Origin of the sequence: Methanosarcina sp. MTP4 (assembly GCF_000970045.1) — an archaeon.
In the GTDB taxonomy this organism is placed as follows: domain Archaea; phylum Halobacteriota; class Methanosarcinia; order Methanosarcinales; family Methanosarcinaceae; genus MTP4.
Genome location: NZ_CP009505.1, coordinates 132602 through 156082, shown reverse-complemented (window position 1 = coordinate 156082; position 23481 = coordinate 132602). Strand labels below are relative to the sequence as shown.

Annotated in this window: 21 protein-coding genes; 14 read left to right on the top strand and 7 right to left on the bottom strand. The window is 44.3% G+C overall.

The window, feature by feature from the left end; translation table 11 throughout:
* The first annotated feature begins 456 nt into the window (after positions 1 to 456).
* The 4 genes from MSMTP_RS00660 to gatB all read left to right on the top strand — a co-directional run bounded on the left by MSMTP_RS00660 (position 457) and on the right by gatB (position 5330).
* The gene (locus tag MSMTP_RS00660) at positions 457 to 1620 is read left to right on the top strand and encodes a Coenzyme F420 hydrogenase/dehydrogenase, beta subunit C-terminal domain (protein ID WP_048177118.1); all 1164 of its coding nucleotides are present in this window, start codon (positions 457 to 459) and stop codon (positions 1618 to 1620) included.
* 497 nt (positions 1621 to 2117) lie between these two features.
* Positions 2118 to 2399 carry an Asp-tRNA(Asn)/Glu-tRNA(Gln) amidotransferase subunit GatC gene (gene gatC / locus MSMTP_RS00655; RefSeq protein ID WP_048177116.1) on the top strand — a complete coding sequence of 94 codons (282 nt, stop codon included), beginning with the start codon at positions 2118 to 2120 and terminating at the stop codon, positions 2397 to 2399.
* A gap of 9 nt (positions 2400 to 2408) precedes the next feature.
* Entirely contained in the window at positions 2409 to 3842 is a 1434-nt protein-coding gene (gatA, locus tag MSMTP_RS00650; protein ID WP_048177115.1) for an Asp-tRNA(Asn)/Glu-tRNA(Gln) amidotransferase subunit GatA, read from the top strand.
* Entirely contained in the window at positions 3843 to 5330 is a 1488-nt protein-coding gene (gatB, locus tag MSMTP_RS00645) for an Asp-tRNA(Asn)/Glu-tRNA(Gln) amidotransferase subunit GatB (protein WP_048177114.1), read from the top strand. It begins immediately after the preceding gene.
* Positions 5331 to 5829: 499 nt separating this feature from the next.
* Here gatB and MSMTP_RS00640 read toward each other — a convergent pair whose 3' ends face one another.
* Positions 5830 to 6672, bottom strand: coding sequence for a carbon-nitrogen hydrolase family protein (locus MSMTP_RS00640; RefSeq protein ID WP_048177112.1), 843 nt, complete (start codon positions 6670 to 6672; stop codon positions 5830 to 5832).
* 205 nt (positions 6673 to 6877) lie between these two features.
* Entirely contained in the window at positions 6878 to 7543 is a 666-nt protein-coding gene (locus MSMTP_RS00635; RefSeq protein ID WP_048177111.1) for a hypothetical protein, read from the bottom strand.
* Positions 7544 to 7979: 436 nt separating this feature from the next.
* Between MSMTP_RS00635 and MSMTP_RS00630 the strand changes: the two genes are divergently transcribed.
* Positions 7980 to 8507 (top strand): class I SAM-dependent methyltransferase, encoded by a 528-nt coding sequence (locus tag MSMTP_RS00630; protein ID WP_048177109.1) that lies wholly within the window; start codon positions 7980 to 7982, stop codon positions 8505 to 8507.
* 17 nt (positions 8508 to 8524) lie between these two features.
* Here MSMTP_RS00630 and MSMTP_RS18240 read toward each other — a convergent pair whose 3' ends face one another.
* Positions 8525 to 9052 (bottom strand): hypothetical protein, encoded by a 528-nt coding sequence (locus tag MSMTP_RS18240; protein WP_197076114.1) that lies wholly within the window; start codon positions 9050 to 9052, stop codon positions 8525 to 8527.
* A gap of 111 nt (positions 9053 to 9163) precedes the next feature.
* Positions 9164 to 9691 (bottom strand): hypothetical protein, encoded by a 528-nt coding sequence (locus MSMTP_RS18235; protein ID WP_231582856.1) that lies wholly within the window; start codon positions 9689 to 9691, stop codon positions 9164 to 9166.
* A gap of 343 nt (positions 9692 to 10034) precedes the next feature.
* On the opposite strand from MSMTP_RS18235, the gene MSMTP_RS00620 reads away from it, so the two are divergent.
* Positions 10035 to 11672: an IS1634 family transposase gene (locus MSMTP_RS00620; RefSeq protein ID WP_048177107.1), complete on the top strand. Its 1638-nt coding sequence runs from the start codon at positions 10035 to 10037 to the stop codon at positions 11670 to 11672.
* Positions 11673 to 11893: 221 nt separating this feature from the next.
* On the opposite strand, the gene MSMTP_RS00615 is transcribed toward MSMTP_RS00620, so the two are convergent.
* The gene (locus MSMTP_RS00615; protein ID WP_048177105.1) at positions 11894 to 12490 is read right to left on the bottom strand and encodes an RloB family protein; all 597 of its coding nucleotides are present in this window, start codon (positions 12488 to 12490) and stop codon (positions 11894 to 11896) included.
* A gap of 97 nt (positions 12491 to 12587) precedes the next feature.
* A complete protein-coding gene (locus tag MSMTP_RS00610; protein WP_048177103.1) occupies positions 12588 to 13955 on the bottom strand; it encodes an ATP/GTP-binding protein in 1368 nt (455 codons plus the stop codon).
* A gap of 489 nt (positions 13956 to 14444) precedes the next feature.
* On the opposite strand from MSMTP_RS00610, the gene MSMTP_RS00605 reads away from it, so the two are divergent.
* The 3 genes from MSMTP_RS00605 to MSMTP_RS00595 all read left to right on the top strand — a co-directional run bounded on the left by MSMTP_RS00605 (position 14445) and on the right by MSMTP_RS00595 (position 17203).
* Positions 14445 to 14990, top strand: coding sequence for a dihydrofolate reductase family protein (locus MSMTP_RS00605; RefSeq protein WP_048177101.1), 546 nt, complete (start codon positions 14445 to 14447; stop codon positions 14988 to 14990).
* A 746-nt stretch (positions 14991 to 15736) separates the two neighbouring features.
* The gene (locus MSMTP_RS18785; RefSeq protein WP_156153621.1) at positions 15737 to 15913 is read left to right on the top strand and encodes a dihydrofolate reductase family protein; all 177 of its coding nucleotides are present in this window, start codon (positions 15737 to 15739) and stop codon (positions 15911 to 15913) included.
* A 183-nt stretch (positions 15914 to 16096) separates the two neighbouring features.
* Positions 16097 to 17203: a three-Cys-motif partner protein TcmP gene (locus tag MSMTP_RS00595; RefSeq protein ID WP_048177099.1), complete on the top strand. Its 1107-nt coding sequence runs from the start codon at positions 16097 to 16099 to the stop codon at positions 17201 to 17203.
* Positions 17204 to 17221: 18 nt separating this feature from the next.
* Here MSMTP_RS00595 and MSMTP_RS00590 read toward each other — a convergent pair whose 3' ends face one another.
* Positions 17222 to 17977, bottom strand: coding sequence for a radical SAM protein (locus MSMTP_RS00590; RefSeq protein ID WP_048177098.1), 756 nt, complete (start codon positions 17975 to 17977; stop codon positions 17222 to 17224).
* A 309-nt stretch (positions 17978 to 18286) separates the two neighbouring features.
* Here MSMTP_RS00590 and htpX point away from each other — a divergent pair, with 309 nt between their 5' ends.
* From htpX to MSMTP_RS18780, 5 genes are all read left to right on the top strand, one after another.
* The gene (gene htpX / locus MSMTP_RS00585; RefSeq protein ID WP_048177097.1) at positions 18287 to 19150 is read left to right on the top strand and encodes a zinc metalloprotease HtpX; all 864 of its coding nucleotides are present in this window, start codon (positions 18287 to 18289) and stop codon (positions 19148 to 19150) included.
* Between the two features lie 505 nt (positions 19151 to 19655).
* Complete coding sequence (locus MSMTP_RS00580; protein ID WP_048177095.1) at positions 19656 to 20309, top strand: thymidylate synthase; 654 nt, start codon at positions 19656 to 19658, stop codon at positions 20307 to 20309.
* A gap of 157 nt (positions 20310 to 20466) precedes the next feature.
* On the top strand, positions 20467 to 21756 hold the full coding sequence (gene aroA / locus MSMTP_RS00575; RefSeq protein WP_048177093.1) for a 3-phosphoshikimate 1-carboxyvinyltransferase: 1290 nt from the start codon (positions 20467 to 20469) through the stop codon (positions 21754 to 21756).
* A 413-nt stretch (positions 21757 to 22169) separates the two neighbouring features.
* Entirely contained in the window at positions 22170 to 23150 is a 981-nt protein-coding gene (locus MSMTP_RS00570) for a 50S ribosomal protein L11 methyltransferase (protein WP_048177091.1), read from the top strand.
* Between the two features lie 10 nt (positions 23151 to 23160).
* Complete coding sequence (locus MSMTP_RS18780; protein ID WP_156153620.1) at positions 23161 to 23325, top strand: hypothetical protein; 165 nt, start codon at positions 23161 to 23163, stop codon at positions 23323 to 23325.
* Positions 23326 to 23481: the final 156 nt, after the last annotated feature.

The following is a 23481-nucleotide window of genomic DNA, read 5'->3' as shown; positions in this document are numbered from 1 at the left end:
CCAAAAAGACCCCTGAGAGTCTATTGATCCGGATTTTACACAATCGAAGGGACAAATTGCCCCTGATTTCAGCCTGGAAAGGGAAAGAGATAGGGGTTTACGCCCCGACACACAATACTTTATTTCATTGTATACTCGTTCAGTTTCACCTGTGTTTACACCGTTAACGATTTCACCTCACTTTCCGACCTGCAGACCCCAAGAAACTCAAAAGCTCTGACCGATATTTTAATAAGGGAAGCGTACAGCGTCTAAATATAAAGATTGTAAATATATAAATGTGGTGAAATTACAAATGGAACCTTGCATACACAACATACACCATGCATACACCACATACATTGTAATTGACACACCAGTTGACTAACCCTTCCTAATTGGTGCAAATAGATATCCTGGGGAGGGGAGTCGTATACTGCCTTAATTTTTCATGTGAACCTTCATGGGAGGCTTTTAATGCCACTTGATCCTATCTGCAAGAAAATTGTGTCAGACAGTACTGAATACGTTTCGGACTACGGGGGGAAACCGTACTATTTCTGCAGTCCCGAATGCAAGCAAAAATTCGAGGTGCTGGAAAAGAGTGTTATCCGGCTCAAACGAAACCTTAGCGACAAGGAAAAAATTTCCTTCGGAAAACTAAAGCGCGACATCATCAAACCGGGGATCTGCACCCTTTGCGGAGCCTGCGCCGCAAGCTGCGAGTGCATCACCATCGAAGACGGGAAACCAAAACTTGTAGGCCCCTGCAAAGCCTGCGGGGTCTGTTACTACCAGTGCCCGCGGACTATCACCACAGAAGAGGGGCTTATCGGGAACATCCGCTATGCCTACGCCGCAAAATCTGCCATTCCCGAATTAAAGGGCCAGGACGGCGGGGTAGTGACCTCCCTCCTCCTTTACGCCCTTGACGAAGGGCTCATTGACTGCGCCGTGGTCACCAGCCAGTCAAAGGAAGAACCCTGGAAACCCATGCCGATAGTTGCAAAAACCCGGGAAGAAATTCTGGAAAGCGGGGGCAGCATCTACTCTCATTCCATGACCCTGGAAGCTCTCATGAGCGCCATAAAACAGGGGATGCACAGCATCGCTTTCGTTGGCACGAGCTGCAACATCGATGCCGTAACGAAGATGCAGAAAAGTTCCCACGGCTTACTGCACCTTTTCATGCGGGCAAAAGTCCTTAAACTGGGGCTCTTTTGCATGGACACTTTCTCCTACGAAGGAATAAAAGCAGTGCTTGAGAGTTACGGGCTCTTGCTCGGAGACGTCGACGCCATGAAAATCAGGAAAGGAAAGTTCGAAGTCTTCCTCAAAAATGGGGAAGCCCACACCTTCGAACTCAGCGAATTCGACGAATACCGGAGCTCCTCCTGCAAATTCTGCACGGACCTTACCGGAGAAAACTCGGACATCTCCTTTGGCGGCGTCGGAAGCCCCAAAGGCTGGACCACAGTCCTCGCGAGATCAGCCATGGGCTACGAAATCTTCAAGGAAGCCGTTGACAGCGGATACATCGAAGCAAAAGAGTTGACCGACAACGAACTCGAAAAAGTTCTCAACCTCGCCAAAATGAAGAAGGTCCAGATGTACGCCCTGCACATGAGGGAGAAAGCGTGAAAATTTCTAAATAAAGTCTAAATAAAGTTTAACAAACTCTAAATAAAGTCAAAGTGGAACTCCAGGTGAAATTCTAAAAGAAACATTCTAAAAGAAACATTCAAAAAGAAACATTCAAAAAGAAACATTCAAAAAGAAACATTCAAAAAGAAACATTCAAAAAGAAACATTCAAAAAGAAACATTCAAAAAGAAACTTTAAATAAAAAATCGGTCCGCTTGACCGAAAGAAAAAAAGCGAATTGAGGCGGTTGAAGCGGACAGAAGATTATTTATTCAGTCCTCTTGAGCGAGCGAAAAGAATCGCAACTTACTGACTTCCCACCGACTGCTAACCAGTTGCTATCCGGCTACTATACGATTATTTATCGGCCACCCATTAGCTGCCCGCCGGCAACAGATTGGGGAGGAAGAGAATATATATTTATTTCATGACTTGTTTTTAGTATGCAGAGTCAATATCCTTTTATTCAGATCATTCTTTTTTGAGGAAATTTCATGATCACAAAAGAAGATGTAGAACACATCGGCTGGCTTGCCCGTATTGAGATTAGCGAGCAGGAAACCACCGAATATATGGAAAAACTTAACTCAGTACTGGCTTATTTCGGGCAGCTGGACGAACTGCCGACAGAAGATGTACCCCCCACCTACCACGTGGCTGAGGTCTTCAACGTGTTCAGGGAGGACGTGGTCAAGGAATCCCTCCCGCAGGAAGAAGTGCTTGCAAACACCGAACACAAGCAAGATGGGGCTTTCAAGAGCCCGAAGATCGTGTGAGGGGAAAAAATGGCAGAAGTAAAATGGATGAGTGTTGCTCAAGTAAAGGAGCAGATTCGGGACAGTTCAGCCGAAGAAGTCACTGCCCGCTACCTCGAAACCATCGAAAAGAGCAAACTCAACGGCTATGTCGCGGTCTCGGAAAAGGCAGTTGAACAGGCAAAGGAAATCGATTCCAAAGGGCATCAGGGACCCCTTGCAGGAGTACCAATCGCGATCAAGGACAACATTTCCGTGCAGGGCATGCAAAACTGCTGCGGCTCAAAAATCCTTGAAGGGTATGTCCCCCCATTCAACGCCCACGTGATAGAAAAACTCCAGGCAGCGGGAGCCGTGATCCTCGGGAAGACGAACATGGACGAGTTTGCCATGGGCTCTTCCACGGAAACCAGCCACTACGGGCCCACCCTGAACCCCTGGGACCTCGAAAGAGTACCCGGTGGGTCTTCAGGAGGAAGCGCCGCAGTCGTTGCAGGCGGAGAAGCTCCTTTTGCCCTCGGGTCGGACACCGGAGGGTCGGTACGCTGCCCTGCAGCTTTCTGCGGGATCGTGGGGCTAAAACCCACATACGGGTCCGTTTCCAGGTATGGGGTAGTTGCCTACGCAAACTCCCTGGAACAGGTAGGCCCCCTTGCCAACAACGTAAGCGACATCGCAGCCCTGATGGACGTGATAGGAGGGTATGACAGCAGGGACTCAACATCGATCGACAGGAAGATCCCCTACCAGGAAGCCCTGAAAGATGATATCAAAGGGCTGAAAATCGGGATCCCGAAAGAATTCTTCGGAGAAGGAATAAACCCTGACGTTGAAAAGGCGGTGTGGGATTCGATCCACCGCTGCGAGGACCTGGGTGCCTCCTGGGAAGAAGTCTCGATGCCAAACATCCCCTACGCCCTTGCCTCTTACTACATCATTGCAATGAGCGAAGCATCCTCCAACCTTGCCCGCTTTGACGGGACCCGTTACGGATACCGGGAAAAAGGAGAGAACTGGCACTCCATGATTTCCAAAACCAGAGCAGAAGGATTCGGGGTTGAGGCAAAGCGCAGGATATTCCTTGGGACCTATGCCCTTTCCGCAGGGTACCACGACAAGTACTACCTCAAAGCCCTAAAGGTCAGGACCCTGATAAAGCAGGACTTTGATAAGGCACTTTCAAAGACGGACGTCCTTATGGCCCCCACCATGCCGAACCCTGCTTTCAAGATCGGGGAAAAGATCGAAGACCCGCTAACCCTTTACCTCTCGGACGTCAACACCTGTCCCATCAACCTGGCAGGCGTACCCTCGATTTCCGTGCCCTGTGGCTTTACCGACGGGCTGCCAATTGGACTTCAGGTAATAGGAAAGCCCTTTGACGAAGTTAGCATACTTCAGGCTGCCTATGCCTTTGAACAGAATACCGATCATCATACAAAGAGACCTCCGGAGGTGGCATAAATGGTTTACGAGAACCCTGACGGCGTGAAAATCGGGCTTGAAATCCACGTCCAGCTCAACAAGCTCAATACCAAGATGTTTTGCGGCTGTTCGACCGACTATCACGATGCGGAACCCAACACTCACACCTGTCCGGTCTGCCTGGGCCTGCCCGGAGCCCTGCCGGTCCTGAACAGGGAAGTTGTGAAGGCTGCAATCAAGGTAGGGCTTGCCCTTGAGGGGGAAATTGCGGAGGAGACGCAGTTTCACAGGAAGAACTATTTCTATCCTGACCTGCCCAGAGGCTTCCAGACTACCCAGTACGACTACCCGATCGTGAGCACCGGGAAGGTAGTGATCGAGGGCGAAGACGGAGAACATGAGGTAGGGATCTGGAGAGCCCACATGGAAGACGACCCCGGAAAGCTGGTACATATAGGGAGCATCGAAAAGTCCAAAGGGGTACTGATCGACTACAACCGGTCCGGAATGCCCCTGATCGAGACCGTTACAGCCCCTGACATGAGGACCCCCAAGGAAGCCCGGAGGTTCCTGGACAAGTTCCGGAACATCCTCGAGTACCTGGACGTCTTCGACGGCAACCTGGAAGGAGCCATGAGGATGGACGCAAACGTCTCGGTCTACGGCGGCACCCGTGTAGAGGTCAAGAACATTTCCTCCCATAAAGGCGTGGAAAAAGCCCTCCTCTATGAGATCATGCGCCAGAAGAACGTGATCCGCCGCGGAGGCGAGATCACGCAGGAGACCCGCCACTTCGACGAAGCCCGGGGTGTGACCATAGGAATGAGGACAAAAGAAGAAGCAGAAGACTACCGCTACTTCAGGGAACCCGACCTCATGCCGATGAAAGTGTCCGACTGGATCCCGGGGATCAAAGAGACCCTCCCGGAACTTCCCGACGCCAAACGCTCCCGCTTCATTGAGCAGTACGGCATAGCGGACATGCACGCAAAAGCCTTGACTTCCAAGATCATGCTTGCCGACTTCTATGAAGGCGTCTGTAAAGAAGCTACAGACCCCAAACAGGCATCTACCTGGATCGCCGACGTCCTCCTGGGCGAATTAAACTACCGTGACCTTGTAATCGCCTCATACGACGGCAGCGCCATCGGATGCTTCAACGACAAGGACCACAGCATAACAAACTCGGCAAAGGTAAGCGACATGGTCGAACTGGTAGCCCTCTTCACTGACGGCAAGATCAGTGACAGGGCTGCAGTGGAAGTAATCCGGACAATCCTCGACTCCGAAGAAGAAAAGACTCCCACTGAAATCGTGGAAGAAAAGGGTCTCTTCAAAGCCGAAGATGACCTGGTAACAAAAGCCGTTTCCGAAGCAATCGCCGAAAACGAAGCCGCAGTCCAGGACTACCTCGGAGGCGCTGAAAAGTCCCTGAACTTCCTGGTCGGGCAGGTCATGAAAAAGACCAAGGGCACAGCAGACGCAAAGACCGCCCGCGAGATGCTCGTCAAGGAACTGAAAGGATAAAAAGAGGCTTTAATTCCGAATACTTACCAGTTTTAGTGCCAAATATTGAAAAACTATAGGTTAGCCTGGAAAAGGGTTAACCTCCACTACACTTTTCTTTTTACTAGGATTCGCCTTTTATCGGGGAACGTTTTTCGAATTTTCTCTTTTCTCTATAGAGCTCTTTTTTCGGGAGCCGAAGGTTTCTGCTGAAAGATAGAAAACCAGAGCTGCGTGAATAGCCTCATCCCCGTCGTTATTGTCCCCGCTCGCGAAGCGAAGCGGCCTGACCCCGAAATTAAAAATCAGAAATAAAAAAATAAAAAAAGATAAAAACCCCAGAATCTAATTTCAGAAAGAAAGCTTCAAGCGAAAAGATACTTCAAAACCACCACCATCACAAGCAAGAAGAAAACAAGCCCCAGGACAACCCGGAAATAAGCCCTTTTTTGCACCGCACACATCTTCTTCAAACTGCCCGCCCCCTTTTGACTCGATCTTTGCCCTTTTTTCTAAAATTTCAATACAATTCCGGCCTCCGGTCTCCGAAAATGGATGTTGTTTCCCTGGTTTCTTTTGCTTTTTCCAGATCTATTTCCCCTACCAGCACACATTCCTCTTTTCCGGCTTCTGCCAGCATGCTCCCCCAGGCGTCCGCGATAAAAGAGCCGCCGAGGTAAGTCGAATACCGGTCTTTTCCTACCCGGTTGCAGGCGATGTGAGGGAGCTGGTTTTCCAGCGCCCTGGCAAGAGAGATGGTCCTCCAGGGGTACCCGAAAAAGTCAGGGATTTCAGCAGCCGAGACCAGGATGTCGGCGCCCTCAAGAGCAAGTTTCCTGGCAACTTCCGGGTAGCGGAGTTCGTTGCAAACGATAAGCCCGATGGTAAGTCCGTGTTTTTCGAGCGAAATAGGAAGGATCCGGTCTCCGCGCGCAAAGTGTTCTTTTTCCGGGCCGTAGAGGTGGGTTTTCCGATGGATGCCGGCCAGTTTTCCGGATTCAATGCAGAAGCCGAGGTTGTACTGGGATGGGCCCTGCTCTTCTTTTCTGACTTCGCCCCTTACTTTATCCCTTTCTATAAACCCTGGTTCTTTTCCTGCACTTTCCATCTTCTCTATAATCGAGCCTGCAAGAATGCAGTCGTTTTCTTTTGAAAAAGAGCGGAGGGCTTCGAGAGTGGGGCCAGAAACGGATTCAGCTACATCCTTTATGTGGTCATAACAAAACCCGGTTGAGAAAACTTCCGGGAAAACAAGTAGTTCAGCCCCTTTTGAGACTGCTTTTTCTGCAAGGGAAAGGGCACGCTCAAGGTTTTCCTGTTTTGAGCAGAGGGAGATGTTCATCTGGATGCAGGCGATTTTCATGGAGGGCCACCGGAATCAGAAATAAAATTCTACTAATGTGTTCCTAGCATCTGCTTACATCCCAATTCAATTAAAGCTTTGTGATCCCTTGCATTTCCAAAAAAACCGTTAACCGGATAAACTTTATTTAAAGCATCAAATGCACTGTCTTCCGGGAATCAAATACACTTTCTCCCAGAGCACCAAATGCACTGTCCCCCAGGCATTAAATTCGTTGTTTTTCTACCTCGATGTCTTCATGCCCGCAGTATTTACACCGGTAATACCTGGTTGTGGTAATCAATGCCCAGAAATTCTGCTTGATTTCCTTTACATCCGGTCTTTTGAATTCCTCACATGCAGCGTTTTTTCCGCAAGCCCTGCATGAGATTTTTTTCGGGGTAAAAACACCGGGGTCTCCCTTCCAGGCGACGATTCCTTCACTCCCTGTCCTGGCTTCTTCATGTCCGCATTTTTTGCATCTCCAGTAGCGGGTTATTTTTACGCTGTAGCTGTGAGGGGTGCTGAGTTCTTTTACATCCGGTTTTTCGAACTCTTCACAGGCGAAAGGCTCACAGCACTCCCTGCACCGGGCATCCCTGTGGTAGTCCGTGATTCTGGAAAACTGTCCCCCAAGCACCACCGCAAGCACTCCGAGAGCTATTCCGAAAACGACTATGAAGGTATCCACCCATAAGGGAACTCCCAGGTTAGAAGAAAGAAAGCCTGAGAACAGAAAAGAGAACATAACAAGAAGAGGAGGGAACATGTATGAAAAGAGTTCGGAAGCAGCCGAAATTCTTTCCTCGCCAAAATTACTGACAAGAGAAGGAGCCAGCCTTTTCAGGAAAAAATCGCTTTTGTACTCTCCTCCGTATGTGATGATGTGCATGCTGGAAGCAGAATGAAACTCAATATTCGAAAAGCTGCCCTGGAATAGATAAGGAGCACCGCTATTAGGAACACTATTATTAGAAGTATTAGAAGCACTGCTATTATCAGACTTATTTTTAGATTTGGAATGTCCGGAAACGGAATATGAGGAAACCTCAGCCAAGCTACCACCCCCCACAGATATTCATAGCGTATTGGCATCGGATTTCAATTTATGAATAAGTGTATGTAATCAATTACTTTAATATTTGTTTACTTAATTTTTTGAAAAAGAGACAGATTTTATTCAAACCAATCAACTTTTGCATATAAAAATACAAGTCTCACAACTTTTGCGGACAAAATATAAGGCTCAAGAATTTCAAATAATGTTATAGGGGATACAGAGCCGGAATAACAATAAAGCGATTTCTACAAACCGGCAGGGGAATATTATGGACGAACCGATGTCTGACCTTCACTTCCATGCCATGGCTCTCATGTTCAGGTTCAGGGACTTCATCAAGCCCAGGCGGAAGATCCTTGAAGAGGTGAAAATAGAACCGGGCTTCAGGATTCTGGACTACGGCTGCGGCCCAGGTGGGTACGTCCCTGCAGCCGCGGAGCTTGCAGGAAGTTCGGGAAAAGTCTATGCGCTGGACATCCACCCACAAGCAATAGAGATGGTCAAAGACCTGGCTTTTAAAAAGAACCTGAAAAACGTTGAAACCATTCTTTCCGACTGCGATACCGGCCTCCCGGCCTCGAGCCTTGACCTTGTTCTCTTCTACGACACCTATCACGCCCTGAGCGAGCCCGACAAAATCCTGAAAGAGCTTCACCGTATCCTGAAACCCGGCGGCACCCTATCATTCAGCGACCGCCACCTGGAAGAAAAGGAAATCGTAAAAAAGTTAACAGAAGGCGGGCTTTTCCAGTTGAAAGAGAAAGGAAAATGGACATACTCTTTTGAGAAGATTTGAACTTAAAGCAATTAGAATTATCCAACCCTGCCCTCACTTACCTCAAACTCCTCCCTCAGATCAGCAGGCACCCTGTTAAAGGGACAGCCGAAATAAACACAGCGCCCACACTCATACCTCCTCACGGTCAACAGGAAAAGGGCAATGGCAACAAAGTAAGCGCCCAGCAGGAAAGGTTCTTTCAAGAGCCAGGGAAGCGGGAAGAAGATAACAACGATGAAACCAAGAGCCGTTATCGCAATATCAAATGTGCTCGGGGGACACGGCCTCGGTTTGAAATATTTCGGACAGCCCCAGTTCATCATGCACTTCACGCATTTCCCGCCTCTGGCGTAGTAAGGGCAGTGAGTGCAGAAAAAACGCTGTTCAAGGATATAGAAGTGGAAAAAAACCAGGAAAAGGTAGACAAGCAGCCACCCTGTCGAACGCATGCCGATTGCAAGTGCTGCCGGAAATAACAGGACCAGGGTAATGAAGTTCCAGTAAAGGAAGTCCTTAAATTCGTGTTCTGTTTTTAGGGGGATCTGTGAATCAGGAACTGACATTAGAGTTTTCTCCAGCAAAAAGAGTTACCTTAACAGACATCTTTCTGAACAGACATCCTTCTTAACAGACGTCTTTCTTAAAAGCTATCTCATTCTTAAAAACCATCTTTATTAAAAGCCCTCTTTTTCCTCAAACTCCTTCCTGAGCTCAGCCGGTACCCTGTTCATCGGGCACTCGAAATTAATGCAGCGGATGCATTCGTATCTCCTCGCAGTCATCCCGAAGAGAGCCCAGGCAACAATGTAGGCACCGAGCAGGAGAGGGTCCCTTATCAGCCAGTACACCGGAAAAAGAAACATGGGAATAGCCCCAATACCAGTAATAACCTTTTCGAAAGGGCTGTGGGATCCGGGCCTGTCCTTGAAAAGCTTTGGCACCCCGTGAAGCATCATGCACTTTACGCAACCCTTGCTCCGGATATAGTGCAGGCAGTGGGTGCAGGTGAAACGGAACTCTATAACCAGGAAAAAGAGAAGGGATATACCGATATAAACTGCCACCCATTTGAACGAATCCCTGGCAATTGCTATGGAGCCAATAAGGAAAGGGATCATGTTAAAGAAGTTCCAGTAAAGGCGGTCTTTTGTGGAATGCTCCACCTTGAGAGGGATTGCTTGCCGAGGGTTTGAAGGAGACATGTATGAATTTTTGGGGAGGGGAGAGGTATAAAGGTTTTGATTTAGAGGATGGTTTTTGGATTATCCTGCAGGAAAAACAGGTTTCAGGGAAAGTGGTCTTGTATAGGAGACCAATTTAATGGAAATTTGGTCTTGTATAGGAGACCATTATACCGGAGTTTATACTTTGTGACTAAAAACGATATCTTGCGGCTTCATTCCTGTAGGGTCTAACTATAATTAAATAATTGTTATCAGATCTGTAATATGAATTGATAAAAAAAACAATCAATATACATTATTTTTTCGAAATAGAAACTAATATTTTAGAAAAATTTATTAATAAGTAGGGTATAATACACATATGCACTTCAAGATTAAAACTATATCGGGCCACAAATACCTTTACGTCATAAAGAATGAACGAATTGATGGAAAAGTTGTCCAAACAATTCAAAAGTATGTTGGGACTGCTGACCAAGTTTATGACCTCATAATGGAAACAAAAGAAACAAGAATAGCATCCTACTCTTTTGGCAAACCAGCTGCCTTACTCAAGGCAGCTGAAGAAGTAGGCCTCATTGAAGCTATGAACAAACACATTGACAGAAAAAGCATAAAAGGCCTTACGCCTGCAGAATATCTCCTTTTAATCATCATCGGAAGATCCGAACATATCCTTAGCAGGAATGTTCTTGATGAATACTTCAAAGAAAGTTTACTCAAATTTTTCTGGAATCCCTCATATAAACTCTCAAGTCAGAACTTCCTTAACTACATGGAAAGATTGGATGAAGAAACAATCCGTAAAATCGAAATTGATGTCTCCAGAACACTAATCCAAAAAGGAATAAGGCCAACTAAACTAACATTTGACACGACTAACTTTTACACTCATATCGAGCATGGAGAGGAACTCCCAAAAAAGGGGTTCTCTAAGGATAAACGGTATGATAAGAACCTGATAGGTGTTGGCTTAACAACTTCAAACAAGAACATTCCTTTTCAGACAATTACCTACCCGGCAAACATACCTGATGTAACTTTGTTTTCAGGTTTAATTGACAACATTTGCAAACGTGTAGAAGAAATCGAGATTCCTCTTGATGAGATTACTATCGTTTTTGATAGGGGAATGAACTCAATAGATAACATAGAACATGTTCTGGATAAAATGCATGTTGTTGGGGCTCTACCTTCTTCGATGTGTAAAGATTTGTTTCAAATTCCTTTGTCCGACTTTGAAGAGGAATGGGAAAATGGAAAAAACAATATCATTAAAGCTCATCGTATTATGGGGAAATGGTATGAACAGAATTTCACCGGAGCAATAAAGTACAGTGAAATTACCAGGAGAAAACAGATGCATGAGTGGGAAACAAAAAGAGTCATGATTCTGGAGAAAATCGAAGAACTAAGATCAAGGCTTAACCACAAAGGAAGGGGAAGAAAAATGACATCAAAAGGCCTTATGAACCGGGTCGTTGATACGGTACCAAAGCAATATAGAGGACTCTTTGATTACAATGTCATTGAAAATGAAGGGAAGTTACAACTTAATTTCAGTTTAAATGAAAGTCGGGAGAAAGAGTTTCTTTCAGGGATGGGAAAGACTGTTGTATTTACTGATAAGGAAAACCTTGCAACAAAAGAAATTGTGGAAATGTATGATTCCCGAAATATGATTGAAGAGGACATAAAGTGGCTAAAGGACAGGTTACTGATACCGATAAAACCTGTATATGTAAGGAAGGATGTGAAGATAAGAGCACACGTGTTTCTTTGTGTAATGGGATTACTGCTCCACAATTATTTACTCCATTTGATTGATGATCCTGAACTGACAATTCAAAAATTGGCCACTAATCTCGAAAAGATAAGAATGAGTCTTGTCTATAGTGCAAAAGAAGAGAAAAATGCAGAGTTTGTTATAGAAGAAATGAACAAAGAAACTGCAAAAATATTTACAAAACTTCAACTTGGGAAGTATATCCCAAGTTGAAATCGTTAACTTAATTAATTTTTTATTAGACTTCAAATTATCGTAGCCAAGAGCCTTTATTTTTCAAGATCTTAGAAACTCCGGTTATAGGCAAGTTTTGGTCTTTCATAAGAGACTGATTTAAAAGATATTTGATTCTGCATAGGAGACCGATTTAGTGGGTATTTGCCATTATACATGAACAATTTGAGAATATTTGCCCCTCCAAAATAGACAGGCTGCTACCTGAAACCATTGACTTTTTCTATCAAATCAAAGACAAAGGTTGAAGGATTGCTCTTCCTGCTCAGGATTTCCACACCGTATTCCAGGTGCTTTTCACGGACCTGCCTGGAATTGCTTACTGCATCATCAATCCTGTCCCTTGTTTTTGTGTAGAGTTCCGGGTCATTTTTTCGGTATTCGCCCAGGTTTCGGTCCAGTTTTCTTTCAAGCAGGTCCTTTTCTATCGCCTGTGGATAATATTCGAAATGCGAAAGTAGCCAGTATTCAAAACAGGGGTTCGAGAAGATCAGGGAAAGACCGTTTTCCTCTGCAATTTTCTTTGCTTTTGCAAGTGCCGCGTTTGAATTTAGGTCCCTGTCGAAAACGCAGAAGATCAAATCCCCGGGCAGGTAGTCCTTTCTGTGCTTTTTGAATTCGACGGAGTAATTCACAAGGCCAACAGGATCCTTATTTTCAGAAGAATGGACCTTGATCCTCAACCTTTCAAGCCTTTCCTCTGCCCTCAACTTGCTAAAGTAGTAGGACTCCGTTTTTTCGCCTTCGCAAAAGATCCAGGCAGTTTTTATAGGCTTTTTCCCTTTCTTTCTAACCATGATAGGCCCTTCCCAAACCCCATCAATAAATTATTGTCAACAGTTATAAACAAACTGTTGACAATCATTGTCAATAGACCAGTTCAATGAATTATTGTCAATAAAGCAGAGTTTCATCCACGATAGGAACACCCCCGACCCTGCCCGTCAGGTAAGCCCTCTCAAAATCAATCTCCTGCCTTATGTCGAAATCTAGCAGGGAAGCAAGCTCCGTATGCCGATTAGGCTCTTTCGTACAGAAGTATATCTGGTCCCGCCTGAAAAGTTCGTTGTCAAGGAGGTTCGTGTCATGGGTGGTGAAGATTAGCTGTGCCTGGCTGTTCTTTTTGCTGTTGAAAAGCCGGATCAGAAGCCGGGTGATTTCAGGGTGGAGGCTCGATTCGAGTTCGTCTATGAAAAGAACCCCGCCTTTGTCCATTACGTCAAAGAGAGGTCCAAGGAGCATGAGGGTTTTCCGGGTCCCTTCGGATTCCTCGCGCAGGTCAAAATATACGGCATCCCCGCTTTCTGTCCTGTGCCTGGTCCTTACTTCGTAAGAATCCCCATAAGCCCCACTGTAAGCCCCACCGTACCCACTGGCAGACATAGCGGCAGGCCCAGTAGCAGGCCCAGAACTTTTGAAAGCATCCGTAGGGGAGTACTCGAACACGAATTCCGGCGCGGGGGAAGGACTTTTTAGCTTTTTGACCGTGATCTCCTCTATCCCTCCGAAATCAGCTTTTTTTAGCACCTCGATAACCCTTGCCTTGAATACTTCGTCAGAATGCATCCGCTCAAGGGTATAGTTCTCCCAGCCCGGAGTGAGGCAGACCCGCAGGCCCCCGGTGAAGAAATCATAGACCGGCCTGGTTTTCTCATACCCGAGCTGCGTCGCCCGTGAGAGGTAGAGGGTGTTTTCGATGGTCTGGGAACTAATAAGTTCCTGTTGCTTTTTGTCCACGGGAAAGTGAAATTCCGAGCTGCATCTGTAAGAGTTATCGCTATCAGAGCTGCCTTTGTCAAAATTGTTTTTGTCAGAACTGTCTTTTTCAGAGCTGTTCTTCCGCTTAAAGACGGCCCTTTCCCTTCTCCCCGGCCTTTCGAAAAGGTACTCATCGATAACCCGCCATCTGTCACAGGAAAAACCATACCTGTACCTGACCCCCTCATGAACAAATTTGAGCTCAAAACGGGAAGGCTTTTCAAGGCAGTCCCTGTCCAGCCTGAAAGGAGTAACGGGAATCCTCGTGTCAATGTTAAAATTGTGCGAATGCGCAACCATGTTCCGCATGAAAAAGAGAGCCTTCACAAGGTTAGACTTCCCGGAAGCGTTTGCCCCGTAAACCACAGCCGACTTGAGCAGCCGCTCCTTTTCCGAGACCTCTATAAGGTTGCAGGGAAGCTTCTTGCTCGCACTGGAGTCAAGGCTAAGGGTAACCCTATCCTTAAAGGAGAGAAAGTTTTCAACAGAGAATTCCAGGAGCATAATATTGTATATAGCGGTTCAGGTTAATAAGTTTAATTGAAAATTTTGTAAAAATTTTGCATTTTTTGGCTTTTTAGGGGCAAAATTCAGAGATTTAACCGTATTTTTGCATTTAAGAGGCATTCAAAATCATAACCGTTTGCTCGATTTTTGAGGGGAGATGCCCCGAGAAACGTGAATACCGTATTCCCGTCTGTCCTGTCCCGTTCGCTTGCGAACGGCCTTTCCTTTTGCAACACCCTGAAAGAAGAGGAAAAGGGGAGGAAGGAGTTATGCTCCATTTTTACGACTGAATTATTATATTTCGCCAGGGGACGCGAGAAGAAAACCGAGGTTACGTTAAAAAACCCACCCCAAAAAATGAACTTTACCCCTCTGTCCCGATCACTTCAACAACAAAGCTTTGTGTAAAGACCAACCTGATTCACATATTCAATAACCGTAAAAAAACCCGTAAAACAACCCGGAAACCAAACCGAGACCCAAACCATGCCCCGAATAAAGCTCTACATCGCCTGCAGCCTCGACGGCTACATAGCCCGCTCCGACGGAAGCATAGACTGGCTCCCCGAACCCGGGCAAAACTCCGATACCGACTACGGCTATTCCGAATTCTACGCCTCAATCGGCACGGTCCTCATGGGCAGGAAGACCTACGAACAGGTCCTAGGCTTTGGGGTCCCCTGGCCTTATGGGGACAAAAAGACCTACGTATTCACCCGCCAACCCGAAAAAGAAGCTACCCTCCCCCGTGAAAAGAACGTCGAGTTCGTCTCCGGGAACATCGGGAAATTCGTGCGCCAGCTAAAGGAAAATACGGAGGAGGAGATCTGGCTCGTCGGCGGCTCACAGATCATCAAGGTCTTTCTTGAGCAGGACCTTGTTCAGGATTTGATTATTTTCGTGATTCCGGTAATTCTGGGGGGCGGGATTCCGCTGTTTGATCGGGTTGGGAAGGAGATAAGGTTGAGGTTGGTGGGGACGGAAAGGTATGATGGTGGGGTGGTGAGGGTGGAGTATGAGGTGGTGGAGTGAAAAATTCGAAACTTTTCCGCAATCAATTGAATTGAGGTTTAACTATTCTGTTTTTTAAATGAGTAGATCAAATAAAAGAGAGTTACTCAGATTTCGGCAAACGTATGACCAAAATTAAGTGAGTTCGGGGTTTTAGTGTCGGATATAGGACCCATGACAATAGAAATATAATTACATATTTAACTATTTTCAAAAGATATATATAGAGGTCTCTCGTTATTGAACAGTAAGAAGTTTTTGGGGAAAAACTGTACAAAAATAAAAATTCAGTAAGAAAACTGGGACTTTATATCAAAAGTAATTTTATTTAATAAACGAATCCGTAAATGGGAGTGGGTAGTGGATACTATGCAAATATCCGGATCTCTAATTACCGAAGGTACGGATAAAAAATACACGAAGGTTTCTCCAGAGGGAGTTGTAATCTTAATATCCTCTATACACCTTTTACTATCCGTAATCCTTAGTTTCCGCAATCAATTAAATCCTACACAAATTACTCTCTATTATTATTCGATTAGAATATCGACGCTAGGCTTCAGTACAATAATAATCAAGCAAGCAAGTTCGATGCTTTTCAAGATAAAATTGGAATACAAAAGATAGCACTCCCCACAATTATTTAAGGAGTAATTTCTGAACTTCAGGTTTTGACCTTAAGGAACAAAAAGGCATCATGCCTTCAAAGTAAATCAGATAATGTGGACCTTTAGAGAGAAAAGAACACTGAGTTCGTCTCCGGGGACATCGGGAAATTTGTGCGCCAACTCAAGGAAACCACGGAAGAGGACATCTGGCTCGTCGGCGGCTCACAGATCATCAAGGTTTTTCTTGAGGAGGACCTCGCGAAGGATTTTATTATTTTTGTGATTCCGGTCATTCTGAGAGGCGGGATTCCACTGTTTGATAGGATAGGGAAGTAGATCGGATTGGGGGTGGAGTATGAGGTTGTGGAGTGAGATTTTCATAATTACAATTTATTCACAGGAAATATCATTTTGGAGATGATTAAAAATAAGTTTTTAATGTAGAAAAGTAATGTAATGTGTATTTCTCCTTAATATCCTTTTTAATTTCAGGTAGAAGAATTTACTAGCGGTGTAAGGATGCCATTAAATGATGACGAGCTAGATAAGTGGATTTATAAGAAACACACTGAAATAAAGCATGAAATACTGAGCAAATATCTTGGCACTTGGATAAGAATACTGGGCTCAAGATATAAAGCCGTGAATTATTTTGATTGTTTTGCTGGTAGAGGAGAATATGCAGAAGGAGAAAAAGGATCTCCGATCATAGCATTAGATACGGCCAAAATTGTTAAAGAAGATTTTTCTTACTTAGACAAGATTAACTGCTATTTTGTTGAAAAGAATAAGAACAACTATGAAAACCTTGTTAAAAAAATAGCAGATAATATGGAAGAACATAAAGATGATTACGAAGGAATGATCAGTACACAAATAATTAACGATGAATTTATTAATATTGCACCAGATTTCACACAAATAAGTTCCTCAACACCCTCTTTTTTCTTTATCGATCCATTTGGATGGAGTGGAATCCCATTTAAAGCGATAAAAGATATTCTCAAAGTAAAGAGAACTGAAGTTTTCCTGAATTTTATGGTAAGGGACATGAACAGATTTTTGACAAATTCGAACCACAAGATAAGTATAGACGATTTTTTTGGAATCGAGAATGTAGAAGAGATCATAAAAAATCGGGATTCTGAGTGGGCCGGAGAATACGCATTACTCGAATTATATAAAAAACAACTCTTGGAAGATGCAAAAGTAAACTATGTTCTCTCTTACAAAGTATGTGCAGACGAAACATCGCAAACTACATACTACCTGATCCATGCAACAAATCACCCCATGGGGTGTGAAGTTATGAAAAATATAATGTACAAAGCAGGCACTGAGGGCAGATTCGGTTACTTAGGACCTCAAAATGGACAAATGAATTTAATGAGATATTCAGATTCATCAGAATTTCAAAATTATTTATTCGAAAAGTTTGGTGGAAGAAAACTTTCTTATCAACAAATAAGATATGAAACGCTCACTGAAACCAAATTTATTCAAAAAGATTACAAAGAGGCTTTATTGGAGTTGGAAAGAAAAGGAAAAGTAATAATCACAGGAAAAGGTACTAGAGGAGGATTTAAAGATAAAAAAGCAATTATTAATTTCATATGCTCAAGTTAGAAATTTAAATAAGTAACTTCAAAATTTCATTAAATCTTCTTTAATATAATAGTTCTTATTGTATTTCTTAAGTTTGACAATGACATCGCATTTGAATTGTTTCCAGTCTACATTTTTTTGCTGTTTGTTGTAGTTCAACTTCCCAACTTTAAAAGAATCTACAAACTTGTAAGTCGAATCAATTAATTCTAATGTCTGCTCAGCGGTCCAGACCGGCTCTAATGAAACAAATGTAGGAATGCCTAGTTCATGGGCTTTTTTCAAACATTCTATCCTTTCCTTTGTACTTGCCGCAAATGGCTCAATTTCAGATCGGAGTTCTTCGTCTGTGAAAACTAATGTAGCGCCATATTCACTTAATTCAGGTCTTTCAGCGAGTAAATCAAAATCCCTTTCAGACCGTTTACCTCCCTTTGTAAGGATCTTAACTTTGAGGTTGTGTTTGTGCAAAATTTCAATTGCTTGGCGCGTTAATTTCTCTATTATATCTAAGGGTTGGTAAGGATCTGTCGTAAAAGAAAGCAATACTGGCCTTGTTTCCCCTATTTTTTCTAGATAAATAGCATCATTTTCAAACTTTTTGATAACGTCTTTCCTTACACAAGGTTTAACAAAATTCTCTCTTTTTTTGAATGTTGCAGATGGAGCATAACAATAGGTGCAACCATGACTACATCCACGGTATAAATTGGCTGCTAGTTCACAGTATTCTCTAGCCTTTCCTCGAGTTTCATATATTATAGTAGTGATATTTCCACCTTCAAACTTATCCATGAGATTGGAAGAGTTTTAAATTTTATGATTAAAATCCACCTATATTCCTTCAAAGAGATTATTTCGTTTTAGCCATACAAAAAGAATTAGAGAAAACATATAAACAAATCTATTCTATATTCCCTCCCTAAAAAATTTCTTTCAACAAATAATATATACCTTAACCCCCTATATAGTAGTTTGAAATCAAACCAAACCTGATTCCAAAACTACATCAACTATAAAAATCTATAAAGCGTATAATAAAAACCCTTATTCAAAAGACTGAAAACCCAGACGTTAGCCTGGGAGGATGTCGTGTGATAAATCATGAAGAACATGTTTAAAACCACTATTCTGCTTGCTTCTCTTACAGGGCTCCTGGTCATTGTCGGAGGCGAATTAGGAGGCACGGGCGGAATGATGATCGCGTTTATGTTTGCGGTTGTCATGAACTTTGGGAGTTACTGGTATAGTGACAAGATCGTACTCAAGATGTACAAGGCAAAGGAAGTTTCCCCTTCGGAGGCTCCGAACCTGCACAAGATTGTGGACGGGCTCGTTATGAAGGGAAGACTTCCGAAGCCCAAGGTTTATATCGTTGAGTCCGGGATGCCAAACGCCTTTGCAACGGGGAGGGACCCGAAACATGCGGCTGTGGCTGTTACTACCGGGATTCTCAACCTGCTCTCAAATGAAGAGATAGAAGGGGTACTGTCACACGAGCTGGCACACGTAAAGAACAGGGATACCCTGATCAGTGCAGTGGCTGCGACCCTTGCCGGTGTAATTACCATGCTCGCAACCTGGGCCCGCTGGGCTGCAATCTTTGGCGGCTTTGGGGGAAGGGATGACGACGGCGGAGGAAACATCGTCGGCTTTATCGTGATGGCTGTCCTGGCCCCGCTTGCAGCAACCCTGATCCAGCTTGCAATCTCAAGGTCAAGGGAGTTTGCAGCGGATTACGAAGGCGCACGGATGTGTAAAAAACCCTGGGCCCTTGCCGATGCCCTGGAAAAACTCGAATACGGAAACACCCACTACAAGCCGAGCATCAGGGACATTCCGGCAAAAGAAAACACGGCTCACATGTTCATCGTAAACCCCCTCAAGGGCGGGGCACTCCAGTCCCTTTTCAGGACCCACCCCGTGACCGAAGAAAGGGTCAAAAGACTCAGAGCAATGAGGTTCTGAAAAAGCCTTCCCGGCACATAAAACCAGATTTTTTCCTTTTCTTTTTTACTTTTTCCTTTTTTCTTTTCATTTTCTTTTTCCTTTTTTCCTCTATTCCTTTTCCTAATTTCCTCTGTACCTACCTGTTCCCCTTTTCTGTCCAGGACTGGAAGGCATGTACCGGTATTATTATAAGCAAAATCGTGCTACATGCTAACACAAATCACGAAGAGCAAAATGCAATCCGGCAAAAAAGACTTATAAAAGAAAATGACAGATAGAGATAAAAAGAGGAAAGAATAAACAGAAACAAGAGATAATATAGCGTGAAAAACAGAATTAAAAAAATAAATTAAGAGCTAAAAGTTTCAACAGAGCAATATGCGATACATCAAATACGCACCATACTCCACGAAAAAGCGTCCGGAAAAGTTCAAATCACCAAATTTAAAGAAAATTTTTATAAATAAAAGATTATTATATCATCCGTTCACATTTTACCCGAAATGAAATTGGGGAATTTTCAATGGAAGAAAAGCTTGAGATTGGCAGGATCATCAGGGCAAAGAATATCTCTGATGCATGGTACCGCGGGCTTAATATCATCTGGAACCACGGGCAGGTAATCACCGATGAGAGGGGAAGCCAGATCAGGGAGTTTATGGACTTAATGGTAGTAATCGAGGACCCCTATACCAACCGGATTCCCGCGGATACTGCCTGGAACGAGGAGAGGCTTGAAGAGTACGCAAAACAGCTGATCTCGGGCGAAAACGTACAGGACTTCGAGTACACATACGGACAGCGGCTCAGGAACTGGAACGAAGAAGTAGACCAGATCGAGTACGTGATCGAAAAGCTAAAGGAAAGCCCGACCTCGCGGAGGGCTACTGCCGTTACCTGGATCCCCCCTGTGGACACGAAGGTAAACGAGGTACCCTGCATGATGCTGGACGACTTCAAGATTCGGGACGGGAAAGTGCACCTGACAACCCTTTTCAGGAGCCACGACTTCGGGGGAGCCTATCCGGCAAATCTCTACGGACTCTCGAAGCTGTTAGAGTACGTAGCTGGAAGGATCGGCGTTGAACCCGGGAAGATTACCACGGTTAGCATCTCAGCCCACGTCTACGACCACGACTGGGACATGGTGGAAAACATCGTAAAAGGCGTTTGCTGAAAAAACAGGGATGAAAGAAAAGGGAAGAAAAAAAGGGATGAAGAAAAGGGAAGAAAAAAACAGGATGAAAACCTGAATCCTGGGAGCCGGAAAGCCCGAAAAATTCCTGAAAAACCAGAAAATAAATTTCACAATTATCAAGGAGTCCTGATTACACATGCGCGTTTCTATCGGCAAATCATCAGTTAACGGAGAAGTCTTTGCTCCGCCCTCGAAAAGCTACACCCACAGGGCCATTACCCTCGGAGCCCTCTCCAAAGAATCGCTCATCCGCCGCCCCCTGCTCTCCGCTGACACCCTGGCAACCGTCCGGGCCTGCGAGATGCTGGGAGCTACCATCGAAAAGAGGGGTGAAGACCTCCGGATCCGGGGAGTGGAAGGAAAACCACAGGTTCCTGACAACGTAATCGACGTTGCAAACTCAGGCACCACCCTGCGCCTCATGACCGCAGTCGCAGCCCTGACCGACGGGATAACCGTGCTCACGGGAGATGATTCCCTTCGGACCCGGCCAAACGGCCCCCTGCTCGAAGTCCTGAACAAGCTCGGGGTCAGGGCCTGCTCCACAAGGAAAAATGAAAGGGCGCCTCTCATAGTCGAAGGGGAGCTTGAAGGAGCAATCGTGCAAATCGACGGTTCCATCAGCTCCCAGTTCATCTCCGCCCTCTTGATCGCCTGCCCCCTTGCAAACACCAGCACCACCCTCTCGATCATCGGGGAGCTGAAGTCAAAACCCTATGTAGACGTGACCCTGGAAATGATCTGCCTGGCAGGGGCTGAAATCCACATGGACAACAACAACCGGATCAAATTCATCATCCCGGGAAAGCAAAAGTACGCTCTCAAGGAATACACCGTCCCCGGAGACTTCTCCTCGGCATCCTATCTGCTGGCAGCAGCTGCAGTCACGGATTCCGAAGTCACGGTCAAAAACCTCTTCCGCTCAAAACAAGGAGACCTGGTCATTATCCAGACCCTAGCAAGGATGGGCGCGGACATCCGCTGGGACATGGAAACCGGAGTGGTCACCATCAAAGGTGGAAAACCCCTGAAAGCCATAACCTTCGATGCCGGAGCAACCCCGGACCTTGTCCCCACGGTCGCAGTCCTGGCAGCCGTCGCAGAGGGCACAACAAAAATCGAAAACGCCGAACATGTCCGCTACAAAGAAACAGATCGCCTGCACGCCCTTGCCATGGAACTCCCCAAGCTCGGAGTTGAAGTAAAAGAAGAAAAAGACAGCCTGACCATCACCGGCGGAAAACTCCATGGTGCAGACCTCCACGGCTGGCACGACCACAGGATAGTCATGGCTCTCTCAATCGCAGGAATGGTAGCCGGAAACACCACCATCGACACCACCGAATCAATTTCGGTCTCATACCCGGACTTCTTCAAAGACATGGCTGAACTCGGAGCTGAAATCGAGAAAATCTCAGAAGAATAAGTTGAAGATACAATCTGGATTTCTAAGTGCAGATTAGATGCAGATTGTAGTCCCGGACGTAAATATTTAAACTTACATTATAACCACGGAAGACACAGAAAGCACGGAAGGGTTGTGCCCCTATTTCCTTTATTCCGTGTTTTCCGTGCTTTCGGTGGTTAAACTTTCACTTGAGATTGATGAAGGAATTTTTGTCCTTGACTATAAATGCAAATTTTATTTAACATAATAACTGATCATGAGAGGAATCCTCAGACTTTCAGTATTTTCTTTTTTGAATTAAGCTCCAATCGGTCAAAAAATCATTTACCCCCTAGATGAATCTGAACCAGAATTCAGGAATAATAAGGAACCAAAATTCAGGAATAATAAGAATGGTATAACTTTTATACAGAATATCCATATTTAAGCATATGGAAATAAGATGCAGGTGTGGAGATACGTGTATAAGGCCTATTTCGGAAGCACTAAAAGACATTGAATTATTCTACAAACCATGCAGCGATTGCAAAACAGAAAAAATAAGGAAATTCGCTCCTCTAGCAGAACAGATTAACCTGGATGAAATAGACAACGATTTTGGAAGTTGTAAATGCGGTAAGAGGCAGCTTGATATTGTAATGTCTCACGTGCTAAAAATAATGATCGATGAAGGAATAAAAGATAAAAAAGCTAATTTAAGGAATGCATGTGTCCCTCTTGTGACTCCTGGCTATCCAACTGATTTTGTTCCCTATTTGCCCGGGGATTCTTTAGTAATAATATCTGATAAAGTGGATAAAGGATGTGCTGAAAAAATTGTAAAGGAAGTTGGGGAAGTTAAAGGGGTTTTAAAAGGAGATGTAAGAAAAACCGTGGGTATAAAAGATTCTGATTCTAATCCTCATATATATGAACTTCTTGCCGGGTGCGATATGAGATGTGATATTATACAGACTCCTTACGGGGCTTTAGGAATATACAAATATCAGCATGAAATTCATATAGAGTTTCCAAATGAAAAATCACCCAAAATAGAGATACTTAAAGAAGCTTTGAAAGATTATGAAAGGCCTAATGTTCTTGATTGTACATGTGGTTCCGGGACTTTAGGAATCGCATGCCTTAAAGCCGGCGCGCGAAAAGTTGTTTTTAATGACATATGGAATCCTGCAATAGAAACTACTTTGATTAATTTAGAGGCTAATGGCTTTCCGGTCAAACTTTCAGGCAGTGAAGAAGAATTAATAGCATCCGGAGACAAATTTGAAGTTTATAGTATGGATATAAGAGAATTAGTGAATTGTTTAGACGAAAAATTTGATATTTGTATTATAGATACATTCCCTGGTGTGGATACAACAGAATTTGTGGAAGCCGCAGGCAAATTAGGCAAAAAAGTTGTCGTGATTTGAAGAGAATTATATGAGCTTAGAATGGAGAGGAATATTGTTTGATTACCCTTATCCAATAAAAAAATGGGAACCACTATCCAATGCTGGAATTTATGCCATTGAGCTCATCCCAAAACTCGGCTTAACTTCATTATCGTTGCCAGGATTACAACTCCAAAGTATGATATTTATTTAATTTCATATCCTGGAAATACCTTCTTAAATGACCCTATATAGTTAAAGAAAATTTTTATTGTACTTTTCTTTTTTAACTCTGACCTTTCGCAGATTCCGTCTTCAAAAAAATAACATATTTCTTGACATCGTTTTTGAAGAATTATTCGAAAATCTG